The 13108-nt window shown below is 66.0% G+C and carries 18 protein-coding genes and 1 pseudogene; 12 read left to right on the plus strand and 7 right to left on the minus strand.

The genetic code is table 11. The annotated features are described in order from the left end of the window. Nucleotides 1–139: 139 nt before the first annotated feature. The 8 genes and pseudogenes from HDC95_RS01210 to HDC95_RS01240 all read left to right on the plus strand — a co-directional run bounded on the left by HDC95_RS01210 (nucleotide 140) and on the right by HDC95_RS01240 (nucleotide 3952). Nucleotides 140–1144, plus strand: coding sequence for a 4-hydroxy-3-methylbut-2-enyl diphosphate reductase (locus tag HDC95_RS01210; RefSeq protein WP_259061363.1), 1005 nt, complete (start codon nucleotides 140–142; stop codon nucleotides 1142–1144). 257 nt (nucleotides 1145–1401) lie between these two features. Continuing rightward, nucleotides 1402–1962: a DUF6264 family protein gene (locus tag HDC95_RS01215; RefSeq protein WP_259061364.1), complete on the plus strand. Its 561-nt coding sequence runs from the start codon at nucleotides 1402–1404 to the stop codon at nucleotides 1960–1962. 26 nt (nucleotides 1963–1988) lie between these two features. Beyond that, nucleotides 1989–2513 carry an MOSC domain-containing protein gene (locus HDC95_RS01220; protein WP_259061365.1) on the plus strand — a complete coding sequence of 175 codons (525 nt, stop codon included), beginning with the start codon at nucleotides 1989–1991 and terminating at the stop codon, nucleotides 2511–2513. A 119-nt stretch (nucleotides 2514–2632) separates the two neighbouring features. Continuing rightward, a complete protein-coding gene (locus HDC95_RS01225; protein WP_310503231.1) occupies nucleotides 2633–2821 on the plus strand; it encodes a sigma factor-like helix-turn-helix DNA-binding protein in 189 nt (62 codons plus the stop codon). 44 nt (nucleotides 2822–2865) lie between these two features. Beyond that, a pseudogene (locus HDC95_RS16865) lies at nucleotides 2866–2922 on the plus strand (zf-HC2 domain-containing protein); the annotation flags it as partial. 170 nt (nucleotides 2923–3092) lie between these two features. Beyond that, a complete protein-coding gene (locus HDC95_RS01230) occupies nucleotides 3093–3398 on the plus strand; it encodes a hypothetical protein (RefSeq protein WP_259061366.1) in 306 nt (101 codons plus the stop codon). A gap of 66 nt (nucleotides 3399–3464) precedes the next feature. Beyond that, nucleotides 3465–3746, plus strand: a complete 282-nt coding sequence (locus HDC95_RS01235) for a hypothetical protein (protein WP_259061367.1) — start codon at nucleotides 3465–3467, stop codon at nucleotides 3744–3746. Beyond that, the gene (locus tag HDC95_RS01240) at nucleotides 3743–3952 is read left to right on the plus strand and encodes a hypothetical protein (protein WP_259061368.1); all 210 of its coding nucleotides are present in this window, start codon (nucleotides 3743–3745) and stop codon (nucleotides 3950–3952) included. The genes HDC95_RS01235 and HDC95_RS01240 overlap by 4 nt, the downstream gene beginning before the upstream one ends. 32 nt (nucleotides 3953–3984) lie before the next feature. On the opposite strand, the gene HDC95_RS01245 is transcribed toward HDC95_RS01240, so the two are convergent. Both HDC95_RS01245 and fbaA read right to left on the minus strand, forming a co-directional pair. Then, nucleotides 3985–4173, minus strand: a complete 189-nt coding sequence (locus tag HDC95_RS01245) for a DUF1918 domain-containing protein (RefSeq protein ID WP_310503213.1) — start codon at nucleotides 4171–4173, stop codon at nucleotides 3985–3987. 137 nt (nucleotides 4174–4310) lie between these two features. Continuing rightward, nucleotides 4311–5339 (minus strand): class II fructose-bisphosphate aldolase, encoded by a 1029-nt coding sequence (gene fbaA, locus HDC95_RS01250; RefSeq protein WP_259061369.1) that lies wholly within the window; start codon nucleotides 5337–5339, stop codon nucleotides 4311–4313. A 186-nt stretch (nucleotides 5340–5525) separates the two neighbouring features. Between fbaA and glpX the strand changes: the two genes are divergently transcribed. Continuing rightward, nucleotides 5526–6512 carry a class II fructose-bisphosphatase gene (glpX, locus tag HDC95_RS01255; protein WP_259061370.1) on the plus strand — a complete coding sequence of 329 codons (987 nt, stop codon included), beginning with the start codon at nucleotides 5526–5528 and terminating at the stop codon, nucleotides 6510–6512. 157 nt (nucleotides 6513–6669) lie between these two features. Continuing rightward, nucleotides 6670–6960, plus strand: coding sequence for a hypothetical protein (locus tag HDC95_RS01260; protein ID WP_259061371.1), 291 nt, complete (start codon nucleotides 6670–6672; stop codon nucleotides 6958–6960). Here HDC95_RS01260 and rmuC read toward each other — a convergent pair. From rmuC to HDC95_RS01275, 3 genes are all read right to left on the minus strand, one after another. Next, complete coding sequence (rmuC, locus tag HDC95_RS01265) at nucleotides 6957–8252, minus strand: DNA recombination protein RmuC (protein WP_259061372.1); 1296 nt, start codon at nucleotides 8250–8252, stop codon at nucleotides 6957–6959. The genes HDC95_RS01260 and rmuC overlap by 4 nt on opposite strands. 65 nt (nucleotides 8253–8317) lie before the next feature. Next, nucleotides 8318–8725, minus strand: coding sequence for an ankyrin repeat domain-containing protein (locus HDC95_RS01270; protein WP_259061373.1), 408 nt, complete (start codon nucleotides 8723–8725; stop codon nucleotides 8318–8320). Nucleotides 8726–8773: 48 nt separating this feature from the next. Then, on the minus strand, nucleotides 8774–9394 hold the full coding sequence (locus HDC95_RS01275; protein WP_259061374.1) for a 3'-5' exonuclease: 621 nt from the start codon (nucleotides 9392–9394) through the stop codon (nucleotides 8774–8776). Nucleotides 9395–9453: 59 nt separating this feature from the next. Here HDC95_RS01275 and HDC95_RS01280 point away from each other — a divergent pair, with 59 nt between their 5' ends. Together HDC95_RS01280 and ychF are read left to right on the plus strand one after the other, a co-directional pair. Next, complete coding sequence (locus tag HDC95_RS01280) at nucleotides 9454–10206, plus strand: class I SAM-dependent methyltransferase (protein WP_259061375.1); 753 nt, start codon at nucleotides 9454–9456, stop codon at nucleotides 10204–10206. 87 nt (nucleotides 10207–10293) lie between these two features. Then, nucleotides 10294–11367: a redox-regulated ATPase YchF gene (gene ychF, locus HDC95_RS01285; protein ID WP_259061376.1), complete on the plus strand. Its 1074-nt coding sequence runs from the start codon at nucleotides 10294–10296 to the stop codon at nucleotides 11365–11367. A gap of 98 nt (nucleotides 11368–11465) precedes the next feature. Here ychF and HDC95_RS01290 read toward each other — a convergent pair whose 3' ends face one another. Next, a complete protein-coding gene (locus HDC95_RS01290) occupies nucleotides 11466–12410 on the minus strand; it encodes a DMT family transporter (protein ID WP_259061377.1) in 945 nt (314 codons plus the stop codon). After that, nucleotides 12407–12973, minus strand: a complete 567-nt coding sequence (locus HDC95_RS01295; RefSeq protein ID WP_259061378.1) for a TetR/AcrR family transcriptional regulator — start codon at nucleotides 12971–12973, stop codon at nucleotides 12407–12409. The genes HDC95_RS01290 and HDC95_RS01295 overlap by 4 nt, the downstream gene beginning before the upstream one ends. Between the last annotated feature and the right edge of the window lie 135 nt (nucleotides 12974–13108).

Here is a 13108-nt window from a genome sequence, read left to right on the forward strand (position 1 = left end):
TCGTGCTTGTGCGCCTGAGCGTGCGTCCAGGCCTGTCATGACCGTTCGAAGGTAGGATCGGAGTGTGAGCCAGGCCACCGTACATCTCCCCGTTCCCCGCATCCCTCGATCGCGCGGGGCGCGGCTTCAGGATATCCCGGTGGACGGACAGAAGCGGGTTCTGCTCGCAGCACCGCGTGGTTACTGCGCGGGTGTGGATCGTGCCGTCGTCGCCGTCGAGAAGGCGCTCGAGCGCTACGGCGCCCCGGTGTACGTGCGCAAGCAGATCGTGCACAACATCCATGTCGTCACCGAGCTCGAGGAGAAGGGCGCGGTCTTCGTCGAAGAGGTCGACGAGGTCCCGACCGGTGCGCACGTCGTGTTCAGTGCGCACGGTGTCTCTCCCGCGGTCGTCGACGCGGCATCCGATCGAGGACTGCACGCGATCGACGCGACCTGCCCGCTGGTCACCAAGGTGCACCGCGAGGCCGTTCGCTTCGCCCGCGACGACTTCGAGATCCTGCTGATCGGCCATGAGGGTCACGAAGAGGTTGAGGGAACGGCTGGCGAGGCTCCTGAGCACGTCACGATCGTGAATTCTCCCGCGGAAGCGGACACCGTCCAGGTCAAGGACCCTTCGAAGGTCGTGTGGCTGTCTCAGACGACGCTCTCGGTCGACGAGACCATGCAGACCGTCAATCGGCTGCGCCTGCGCTTCCCTGAACTGCACAACCCGCCGTCGGATGACATCTGCTACGCCACCCAGAACCGTCAGGTCGCGATCAAGAAGGTCGCGGCAGACGCCGAGCTGGTGATCGTCGTCGGCTCGTCGAACTCGTCGAACAGCGTGCGACTGGTGGAAGTGGCTCTGGAGTACGGAGCGAAGGCGGCGTACCGGGTGGATTACGCCGAGGAGATCAAGCAGGAATGGCTCGACGGCGTCGCCACGGTCGGAGTGACGAGCGGGGCCTCCGTTCCAGAGGTTCTCGTGCGCGAGGTGCTCGAGACACTGGCCGCCGCAGGCTACGGCGATGTGGAGGAGATCCGCACCGCCGAGGAGGACCTGATGTTCTCCCTACCCAAGGAGCTGCGCCAGGACGCCTCCGGACAGCGCGACGCTCGTGCGCTCGGTGGTCGTGCGACGGCGGATTCCTCCGTTTCCTGAACGGCGACCGCGCGCGCTCGGCGCGACAGTTGATTTAGGCTTGTCGCGCAGCACTCGTATCACGGTGCTGCAGATGGAGAGTGCGTCCCCAGCGCATCTTCATCTTGAGGTGTGAGCGTCCCCAGCGTTCCGCTTCGGCGGCCCCAGAGTAGTCCCCACTCCTCTGGGGCCGTCGAGATCTCTACGACGGGCTGTCATTGCGTGCGACGCTCGTCTTCCTGCGATCTGTTCAATGACGAGCCGGTTAGCATGTCGGGATGACCGATCAGCGGCCCCAGTACGGCGAGTATGCGACCCCGGATGAACAGCGACGGCTCGCAGGACTCCCGCCGCTGGACGCGGCACCGCCTGCCGCGTCGCGCACAGCGCCGCCCGCCGCACCGCCCGCTGCGTCGGTGAGCGATCAGCGGGCGCCGCAGGCATCCGCTGGAGCCGTCATGAAGGCACGGCCATGGGACCGAGTCATCACGATCGGGCTGCTGGCCTACGGCGTGATCAACGTCATCATGACCGGGATCTCGTATCTCGACCTGCCGACGGTCATGAACGGGAGCATGAAGATCCTCGGGATCGAGGGAGAGTTCACGAACTTCGCTCAGGGCAGGCTGTGGGGCACGATCGCAGCGGTTCTCCTCGTCATCGGCTGGGTGATCACTGCCTGGCTCTCCATACGCCGCCTGCGCACCGGCAAACTCACCTGGTGGGTGCCATTGGTCGGTGCAGCGGTCACCATGCTGATCGTGTCGATCTGCATCATGGTGCCCATGATGGGCGATCCGGCGTTCATGGCGTATGTCGACGGGATGTCGGGCCGTTGAGCGCCGCGAGCGTTCTCGCTGTCTGCGTGGTGCATCAGCTCCGACCGGATGCCGGTCCCGTCGGCACGACGGCGATCGACAAGCGTCCGGTGTCGGGCTCGGTCCGCGTCGGCGCGTACGGGGTCAATGCCGATGTGCAGGCCGACCGCAAGAACCACGGCGGGCTCGATCAGGCGGTGTACGCGTACTCGCAGGAGGATGCCGAGTACTGGGCAGACGAGCTGGGACGCGAGCTGCCGTCCGGATGGTTCGGGGAGAACCTGCGCGTGGACGGCATGAACGTGAACGCGGCCAAGGTCGGGGAGCGGTGGCAGATCGGCAGGCGCGTGATCGTCGAGGTGACGACATCGCGCCACCCGTGCCAGACGTTCGCGCGGTGGGTCGGTGGCGACGACGAGCGCGGCTGGGTCAAGCGCTTCGCTCTGGCGGGGCGGCTCGGCGCCTATCTGCGCGTCATCTCGACGGGGCGCATCGAGGCCGGCGACGAGATCACCGTGCTGGAGCGTCCGGCTGACGCGCCGACGATCCTCGAAGTGTATCGGGCCCGGTAGCCGGCACTCACCGGCCGTGACCGGCGCCGCCAAGTCATGCTCGGCTCATGACCCCCAAGGAGACGTCGACGACGCGGTCGTGGACGGATGCCACGGACGCGCTGTTCTAGTCGATCCTCATCGAGGATGCGCTGGCCACGCTGACGCATGATCACCGTGAGGTCATCATGCGCGCGTACTTCGGCGGATGCACGATCGCCGAGATCGCAGCGGAACTCGATGTTCCGGAGGGAACGGTGAAGTCGCGTCTGCACTACGGCATCCGGTCCCTGCGACTCGCGCTGCAGGAGAAGGGAGTGACGCGATGAACGCCGATCACACGCGTTTCGCCGAATGGGACGCGGCGTACCTGATGGGCGCGCTGAACTCGGCGGATCGCCGCCGCTTCGAGGAGCATCTCGACGACTGCGAGGCGTGCGGCCGTGCGGTCGCCGAACTCGCGCCGGTGATCGGTCTGCTCGGACGTATCGAGCGTAGACACGCGGAGTCCCATCCTGCAGAGACTCCCGCGGGACCGGATCCGTCTCGTCGCGTGACGTTGCCGCTTGCGCCGGCACCCGAGGAGACCACAGTCGTCACGTGCAGGCCACCTCGGACATCCCACTCGAAGCGACCGCTGAGCTCACCGAGGTCGGTTGGGGCACGCGCATCGATCTGGAGTGCATCTACGGCGGCTCAGGCGGGGGATATGCCGACTGGCCATACGAGTTGTACGTGATCGGCAGGGACGGCGCTGAGGAGGCCGTTTCCAGCTGGCGTGCGCGTCCAAGGACGACGGCTCAGCTCAGCGCGGTTACGGCGCTGGATCTCGGAGGGATCGAGACGCTGGAGATCCGCGCCGTCGGGTCGGGGCAGGTGCTCATGCGCGTCGAACTGTCCGGTTGAACCCTTCTCGCGTCGGCGTCGTTTCCCCGGTGACCGCAGTTGCGATCGCAGAGGAAGGGACGATCCATGTTCACGAAGATCGGCAAGGCCGCCGCGATGGCTGCTCTGCTCACACTGGCGTTGTCTGGCTGCGCAGGCGGCACGTCCGACACGGCGGACCCGGCACCCGACCCTGGCGACGGATACGGCATGACGGAAGAGGGCGCTCAGCTCATGGTCGCCGATTCCCAGCTCGGTGAGATCGTGGTCGATGCCGAAGGCATGACCGTCTACATGTTCGACAGCGACACACAAGGCGCAGGGGAGAGCACTTGCGAGGGCAGTGTGCGACGAGCTGGCCGGCGGTGACCACAGATGGCGACCCGGTGGCGGGTGATGGGGTCACCGGCGAACTCGGCACGATCACGGGGGTGGACGGCTCCACCCAGGTGACGCTCAACGGCTGGCCGCTGTACTACTTCGCAGGCGATGCCGCAGCCGGTGACGTCGCGGGTCAGGGCGTGAACGACGTGTGGTGGGTGCTGTCACCGGACGGGGAACGCATGGCGGAGTGAGTCGTAGGCACTTTCGATGAGCGAAATGCGCCTCAGCTCTCCGAGACATGGGCATCGGATCCGGGATACACCGTGCCCTCGTGCCCATCGTCCCACCGCACCATGTAGGGCGGGGATCCGTTCTCGCCATGGACCTCGAGGATCTCGCCCTCTCGCCTGTGCGCGGTATCGGTGCGCCCTTCGACGATCAACCGGTCACCGGGTTTCGCCTGCATCGCCATCACACCCCTCCTCGTGGATCGGATGCTTCAACGATGCTCCTTGTGGCGACCAGTGGCAAGGCCTCCTGCGGCGGGCGTGCTGGCAATGAGAATGCCTCGACCCGAAACCGGGCCGAGGCAGTCTCACACTTCGCGGCTCAGCTCTTGGACTGGCCGTACGAGCCCAGCTGGCGGGTCGACTCGACCACACGAACGGCCATCGCCGACTCAGCGACCTTGCCCCACGCGCGCGGGTCGTACTGCTTCTTGTTGCCGACCTCGCCGTCGACCTTCAGGACGCCGTCGTAGTTCTTGAACATGTAGTCGGCGATCGCACGCGTGTAGGCGTACTGCGTGTCGGTGTCGATGTTCATCTTGATGACGCCGTTGGCGACTGCGAGTGCGATCTCCTCGTCGGTGGAGCCGGAGCCGCCGTGGAAGACGAGGTCGAGCGGCTTCGCGCCGGTGTTGAACTTCGCCGCGATGCCTTCCTGGATCTCGCCGAGCAGCTCGGGGCGCAGCTTGACGCCGCCCGGCTTGTAGACGCCGTGCACGTTCCCGAACGTGAGGGCGGCGATGTAGCGGCCGTGCTCGCCGAGACCGAGCGCCTCAACGGCTTGGGTGACGTCGGCGATCGTCGTGTAGAGCGCCTCGTTCGAGCCCTCGTGCTTCACGCCGTCCTCCTCGCCGCCGACGACGCCGATCTCGACCTCGAGGATGGCGTTGATCGCCTTCATACGGGGGAGCAGGTCTTTCGCGATCTCGATGTTCTCCGCGAGGGGAACAGCCGAGCCATCCCACATGTGGGACTGGAAGATCGGATTGCGACCTGCCTTGACCTCTTCTTCGGAGGCTGCGATCAGCGGTTCGACGAAGCCGGCGAGGGCGTCCTTCGGGCAGTGGTCGGTGTGCAGGGCGACGGTGATCGGGTAGTTCTTGGCGACCTCGGTGGCGTAGCGCGCGAATGCGAGAGCGCCGGTCGCGCGGGCCTTCACGGTGTGGCCGGCGAAGTAGTCGGCGCCACCGGTGGTGACCTGGATGATGCCGTCGGAGCCGGCCTCGGTCAGCCCCTGGAGGACGGAGTTGATGGTCTGCGAGCTGGAGACGTTGAAGGCGGGATACGCGAAGCCACCGGCCTTCGCGCGGTCGAGCATTTCTGCGTACTGATCCGGAGTGGCGACGGGCATGAAAACTCCTGCGATAGATGAAGCCGGGACAGCTTTCACTCTATCGGTGCGGGCGAGCGGATGCCGCGGGCCCAGGCGCCGGCACTCTCCGTGCACTCTTCGCCAGTGTTAAGAAACGCGATTCCTTCGTGTGAATTCGCGTGAAACACCAGCGGTTCCGAGCAATCTGCTGGCTAGGCTGACCACATGGTGAGTCTGACGGCCGATATGAGCCCCTTGCGTCCTGATCGAAACCTCGCGCTGGAACTGGTTCGTGCGACCGAGGCCGCCTCGATCCGCGCAGTGCCGTTCATCGGCCGCGGCGACAAGGAAGCCGCGGACGGCGCGGCGGTCGACGCGATGCGCGCGTTCCTCGGCACCGTGAACTTCCAGGGCCGTGTCGTCATCGGCGAGGGCGAGAAGGACAACGCCCCGATGCTGTTCAACGGCGAGACCGTCGGTGCCGGTCGAGGCCCGGAGTGCGACATCGCTGTCGATCCGATCGATGGCACGTCGCTCACCGCGGCGGGTCGTCAGAACGCACTCTCCGTCATCGCGGTCTCCGATCGAGACACGATGCTGGACGCATCGAGTGTCTTCTACATGGACAAGCTCGTCACCGGGCCTGCGGGTGTCGGCGTCGTCGACATCCGGCTGCCCATCGGTGAGAACATCCGTCTGCTCTCCAAGGCTCTTGGCAAACCGGTCGACGAGATCGTCGTCTCCGTGCTGAACCGTCCGCGCCACGAGAAGCTGATCGAAGAGATCCGTGCTGCCGGTGCCGGCACGCGTCTGATGAGTGACGGCGACGTCGCCGGCGGCATCAACGCCGCGCGGCACGGCGCCCGCACCGACATGTGCGTCGGTGTCGGAGGCAGCCCGGAAGGCATCGTGACGGCGTGCGCGATCAAGGCGCTCGGTGGCCACATTCAGGGGCGGCTCTGGCCGCGTGACGACGACGAGCGTCAGCGGGGCATCGACGCAGGGCTGCAGATGGATTACGTCTACGAAGCGGATGAGCTCGTGAAGGGGGACAACACGATCTTCGTCGCGACCGGAGTGACCGATGGGCAGTTGGTCGCAGGCGTCCGTCGCGAAGGCAACTACGTGTACACGGAATCGGTCGTGTTGCGTGGCGCGTCAGGGACCCTCCGTCGTATCGCCTCGGAGCACCTCGTCTCCAAGTGGCTCTGAGGCACGAAGGGGCATTTCCCCTGTTCGCGCTGCCCTGATCGTTATCGACCCGGTATGCCAACGCATGGCCCGCATCCGGCCATACTCAGGCTTTGCTGGCACAATAGTGCCTGGGTTCGTCGCCGTCATAGATCACGACGGCATCCAGGAGGGTGAGATGACCACGGAGCAGACGCGGGACACCGAGTCGCGGGCGACGGCTATGGTCACGACGAATACCGGCCGCATCCTTCGAGTCACGCCCGAAGATGAAGCGGCTCGTGTCGCCGCTGCCGCAGCTGCGACGGCGGTTCCGGCGAACGTCGATCCTGCTCGCCGTGCCGACGTGCTGTTCCGTGTGCGCCGTCCCGAGGGGCACGAGCTCAGCTCGTGGTGGATGATCGGCGCTTTCGTCGTGACGTCCGGCCTCGTGATCGCCCTGCTCAGCTGGGTGCCGTACAGCGCTTAGCGCTCATCCATTCGCTGACGCACGGCGTCGAGATCAGCCTGGATCTCGTTCAGATGAGAGTCTTCGACCTGCTGCATGTGATCGGCCCGCTCTAAGCTCTCGGCCAGCTCAGGTGCGGTGAACCGGCGCGTTGAGGTCGTGATCGGCTGGGGGGCGGCCTCCAAGGTCGAAGCGTCGATTCCGGGGAACTGACGCGCGGTGACCAGCACACGGCTCTCGAGCGAACCCGCGAAGCGGTTGTAACTCTCAACCGTGCGCTCGATGGCTCGCCGCAAGTCATCGGCGTGCCCGGCGACGACGCCGAGACGGTCGAACAGCTGCGTGCCGAGGTTGAGCAGGGTTCGGGCCTCGGACGAGACCTCCTGCTGCTTCCAGGTGAATGCGACAGTCTTCAGCACCGCCCACAGGTTGACCGGCGACGCGAGCGCGACACGCTTGCCGAACGCGTAGTCGAGCAGGGTCGGGTCCTCGTCGATCGCGGCGGCGAGCAGTGATTCGCTGGGGAGGAAGCAGATCACGAACTCGGGGCTGGCGTCCAGCCCCGACCAGTACGCCTTCTTCGCCAGCGCATCGATGTGTGCGCGCACGGCTTTGACGTGCTTCTGCATGAACTGGCGGCGCTGCGCCTCCTGCGCATCACCGCCGTTCAGCGCGCTCGCCTCGAGATACGCGTCGAGCGGCACCTTCGCGTCCACTGCGATGGAGGTGCCGCCGGCGAGGCGGATGACCATGTCGGGGCGTCCCTGACCGCGATCAGACGAGATCGTCGACTGCAGATCGAAGTCGACGTGCCGGGTGAGGCCCGCCGCCTCGACGACGCGGCGCAACTGTGTCTCACCCCACACTCCGCGGGTCGACGTCGAACGGAGGGCACCGGCGAGCGATTCGGTTGTCGCGCGCAGCGCCTCATCGGATTCCTGAGCTCGACGCAGTTGCTCGGTGAGAGAGCCGAACTGCGCATGCCGCTCCTGCTCGAGCGAGGCGACCTTGGTCTGCATCTGCTGCAACGACTCGCGTACCGGAGCGAGCGCCGTCAGCACAGCATTCTGCTGGTGCACCCGCTGCGCCTCGGCCCGCTGCTCAGTACGGGCATGCTCCACAGCATCCCGATACAGGTCGTACTGCCGGTCGCGATCATCCCGAGCGGCGGCGAGTTCTGCCTGTGTGCGAGCGAGCTCGGTCGTGCTGCCGAGGTGCTCTGCGGCATCACGCGCCGCACGCGCGAACCAGCCCACGACGAGGCCGACTGCAAGGGCAGCGACGGTGAAGAGAGCGATCAGCGGAGCATCCATGGATCCAGCGTGCACCCGGCCACGGACATCGGCCGCACGCCGCTCCGCTCGGGGGAGGGCGGAGTTCAGCGGGTCGCGTACTCGTCGAGGATCGCGCGCATCTCAGGAAGGGCGAACTGCTCGGTGATCGCGACGGCGGAGAGCGGACCGGCATCCGGATCGGCGCCCGCGTCGAGCAGCATGCGCAGCAGAGTCTCGTTCTTCCGGAACACCGCACAGGAGATCGCCGTCTGACCTGATGCGTTCAACGCATTCAGATCGGCCCCGCGTCGCACGAGATCCGCGACGGTGTGCTCCTGCTCCGCGTACGTCGCGACGATCAGCACGGTGTCGCCGCGCGGGTTGCGCACGTCGATCGGCACTCCGGCGTCGATCATCTCGCCGAGCGGCCCGGTGCGACCCTGGCGAGCGAGATCGAAGGTGCCCTCGATGACTTCGAGGCTGACGGGGGAGGCGCCGGCGGGATTCGTCATGCACTCATTGTGCCTTGCGAGAGGCGCGTCCGGTGCACCAGCGCGTGATCAGGCGACCGCGCGCTCCAGCACTCGTGCGGTCGATTCGCGCTCCAGGACGCGCGCGGGAGAATCAGTGACCCGCAGACTCAGAGCCAGCGCGAGTTCATCGACATCGGCGGCACCCGACCGTGCGGCCGCGTCGATGACGATCTGGGCGCATGCCCGAGCATCCGCCAGCGCGTCATGGTGCGAGAACTCGGCGAATCCGGCGGCCGCTGCCGCCATCGGCAGGCGATAGGACTCGAGTTCGTAGGTCTTGCGTGCCACCTGCAAACTGCACAGCGAGCGATACGGAGGGCACTCGAGTCCGGTGACTTCGGATGCGCTGCGCAACACCTTCGTGTCGAAGCCGGCATTGTGCGCGACGAGGACGTCGGCGCCAGCGAAAGAGCACAGGCGGTCGAACTGCTCTTCCCAGCTTGCAGCGTCGCGTACATCCTCTGGGTGGATGCCGTGGATCTTGATGTTCCAATGCTGGAACTCATCGTGTCCTGCCGGAGGGCGGATCAACCATCCGGTGGCGGCGACGACCTCGCCGTCGCGAACACGGACGAGTCCGACGGAGCATGCAGAGGCGGGGCTGGAATTCGCCGTCTCGAAGTCGATTGCGGTGAAGTCCAATGGCACGTGTCCACCTTCTCTCCGCCGACCTGGGTGACGTCGCAGACTCGCCGTAGGCTGGCGACATGAGCGATGCGCGAGCGACATCCTTCGGCGCGGCGGCCGACCACTATGAGGCGGCCAGGCCCGACTACTCGTTCGAGGCTGTGGCGTGGATGCTCGAGAAGTTGCCGCACGGATCCCGCCGGATCGCCGACGTCGGCGCGGGCACGGGCAAGCTCACCCGAGTACTCGTCGAGGCGCCGGACGCCGAGGTCGTCGCGATCGACCCAGACCCCGCGATGCTCGCGAAACTGCGCGAAAGTGTTCCAGGAGTGCCGACGTTCGCCGGCACCGCCGAGCATCTGCCTCTGCCCGATTCAGCACTCGACGCTGTCGTGCTCGGTCAGGCGTGGCACTGGGTCGACCCGGTCCCGGCATCGGTCGAGATCGGTCGCGTCGTGCGCAGCGGGGGAGTGCTCGGACTGATCTGGAACATCCGCGACGAGCGAGAGGCGTGGGTGCGGCGCCTGACCGAGGTCATGCACAGCAGCCCGGCGGAGAACATGGTCAACGGTCCCGATTCGCTGGGGCCGCAGATCACAGAACCGTTTGGTCAGATCGAGACGGGTCGGTGGGAGTGGAAGCGTCCGATGAACAGGGCACAACTGCATCAGATGGCGTCGTCACGCAGCTATCTCATCACCGCGTCGGCAGAGGAGCGCGTCGGCATCGCACGCGCGATGGACGAGCTCTTCGACGAGCTCGGTCTCAGTGACGCAGGGGCGACGATCGACCTGCCGTATGTGACGACGGCATATCGCGCTGTGCGCAGTTGAGCGTCGATTCGACCCGGCTCTCGGTCGGGTGGTGTCGCTCGCGCTCCCGCAGGATCGCAGCATCCCCGCCGGGTAGACTCGTTCCCCGTGGCTCTAACTATCGGGATCGTGGGCTTGCCCAACGTCGGCAAGTCGACTCTTTTCAACGCACTCACCAAGAACGACGTGCTCGCAGCGAACTATCCGTTCGCGACGATCGAGCCGAATGTCGGTGTGGTGAACCTGCCCGATTCACGACTCAATGTGCTCTCCGAGATCTTCGGCAGCGAGCGCATCCTCCCGGCAGCCGTGTCGTTCGTCGACATCGCCGGTATCGTGCGCGGCGCCAGCGAAGGGGAGGGGCTGGGTAACCAGTTCCTCGCGAACATCCGCGAGGCGGATGCCATCGCCCAGGTCGTCCGCGGCTTCGCCGATGACGATGTCGTGCACGTCGAGGGTGCGATCAACCCCAAGGGCGACCTTGAGACGATCAACGCCGAGCTCATGCTCGCCGATCTGCAGACCGTCGAGAAGGCACTTCCGCGCATCGAGAAGGAAGTGCGTGGCAAGAAGGCCGATCCTGCGGTCCTCGAGGCTGCGAACGCCGCGAAGGATGCGCTGGAACGCGGCATCCTGCTTTCGGTGAGTGGCATCGACCTCGCACCGATCAAGGAGCTCGGCCTGCTCACCTCGAAGCCGGTCATCTTCGTCTTCAACGTCGACGAGGCTGTGCTGACGGATGCTGCGCGCAAGGCCGAGCTCGAAGCGCTGGTCGCGCCGGCCAAGGCGATCTTCCTTGACGCGAAAATCGAGTCGGAGCTCATCGACCTCGACCCGGAGGATGCTGCGGAGCTGCTCGCCTCCACTGGCCAAGACGAGTCCGGCCTCGACCAGCTCGCGCGTATCGGCTTCGACACGCTGGGCCTGCAGACCTATCTGACTGCTGGTCCAAAAGAAGCTCGCGCGTGGACGATCCCCAAGGGGTCCAAAGCGCCGCAGGCCGCCGGTGTCATCCATACTGACTTCGAAAAGGGCTTCATCAAGGCCGAGGTCATCTCGTTCGACGACCTCGTCGCTACGGGCTCCGTCGCCGAGGCCCGTGCGAAGGGCAAGGCGCGCCTCGAGGGCAAGGACTACGTCATGCAGGACGGCGACGTGGTGGAATTTCGGTTTGCGCTGTAACCTCTCCACGGAACTTTCTGGGCCGCACCAAGTGTTTCGATCCCGGTACTGGGGCGGATCTCCAAGTCTTGCCCGACGTCCATCTCTGGCTGACTGATTCAGACTTCCTGACCTATCGGGAGCTCGCTCGAACGCGACGGTTCAGCGGCACGCGCCTGTGTCGCGGGTGCGAGCGAGAGGACCAGGAGCGAGGCGCAGATGCCCGCGAGCCCGGCCCATCCGATGACGGGGAGGCGCTCTCCGACGATGACCACGGCCAGGATGGCGGCGATCGCGGGTTCAGTGAGGGTGAGCGTTGTCGCGGCGCTTGGATTGACGCGCGTGAGGCCGTACCCGAAGAGCAGATATCCCAGGAACATCGGGATCAGTGCCATGTAGACCCCGACCATCATGGGCTGGGCGGAAGCGATGAGCGGTGCGCCGGTGAGCAGAAGTACGGGCATCAAGGCAATGCCGCCCAGGCCGAAGACTGCGCCCATCGCTGCCGCGCGTCCGACGCCGCGGTTCATGAGGCGGTGAGCGCTCCACGAGTACATGGCGTAGGTCGCGCCAGCAACCAGACCGAGGATGACGCCGGCGACCGTGGGGAGCGTCTCGCTCGGCGCGTGGTGCATCTTCGCAACGCACAGCACTGTGCTACCCCCGATGCCGAGAACCGATGCGAGCATCCACCAGACGCTGAGCCTGCGTCGCTCGATCACCCGCTCCAGAAGCCCCGAGGCGATCGGCGCAGATCCGAGGGACACGACCGTGCCGACTGCGACGCCAGCCAGATGCATCGAGCTGTAGAAGGCCAGCGGGTAGATCACCACGGCTGCGGCTCCGGCGATCACTGTCCCACGATGCGAAGCCAGCGCGGGACCCTCCCGGCGGAGCGACGGGACGGCGATCGCTGCCTGCAGGATCCCGCCGATGCCAAGCGCGGCCGCGCCCATGGCCAGCGGGCCCACTGTCGGCGCGAAGGTCGCCGCAGTCCCCGTCGTACCCCACAGGAAGGCGGCAGCGAGCACCGCGAAGATGCCGGTCAGGGATCCCCGCCTCACAATGCGGCCAGCATCCGCGATGCGATCGTCCGTGCATGCTCGAGGCGCTCCGGGGTGCCCTCGAGACCTGCCCGTGCGACAGCCCCTTCGAGGAGGAAGCTGAAGTGCTCGGCCAGTTCCAGTGCTTCGGCTTCGGAGACCATGGTTCCCAGGCTCTCGGCGAGAATCCGCTCCACCTGCTCCTTGTGCGCGCCCACGGCTGAGCGGGCGGGGTGTCCGACTGGAAACTCGGCGGCCGCATTGAGTAGCCCGCATCCCCGGAAGCCTTTGCTGTAGACATCGTTCGCGTGGTCGATGTAGGCATCGAACACTGCCAACACGTCGTCTGTCGTCGTGGAGGCCTTCGCTGCACGTGCTTGGTGCAGGCCGAGCCACTCCTTGTGGCGGGCGTCGATATAGGCACTGACGAGCTCTGCCTTGGACGAGAAGTTGTTGTAGAGGCTCTTCTTCGCGACCCCGGCCTCAGAAGTGATCGTGTCGATTCCTGTCGCGTGCACACCGTCCTCGTAGAAGCGTCTCGCCGCAGCACCGAGCAGCCGCTCTCGCGCGGAACCTTGATTCAAATTGCCCTCCGTATGGTAGTTAGGTCAGTCTACCTACTGGTCGAGAGTTGCCTCTACCTCTGAGCGCTTGGATGCATACGAGCGCGGGTGCGAGGTCTCAGAAGTCTGCGCGAGCACGAGAGGTGGATCGACCTT

Origin of the sequence: Microbacterium sp. AK031, from assembly GCF_024807145.1 — a bacterium.
Lineage (GTDB): Bacteria > Actinomycetota > Actinomycetes > Actinomycetales > Microbacteriaceae > Microbacterium.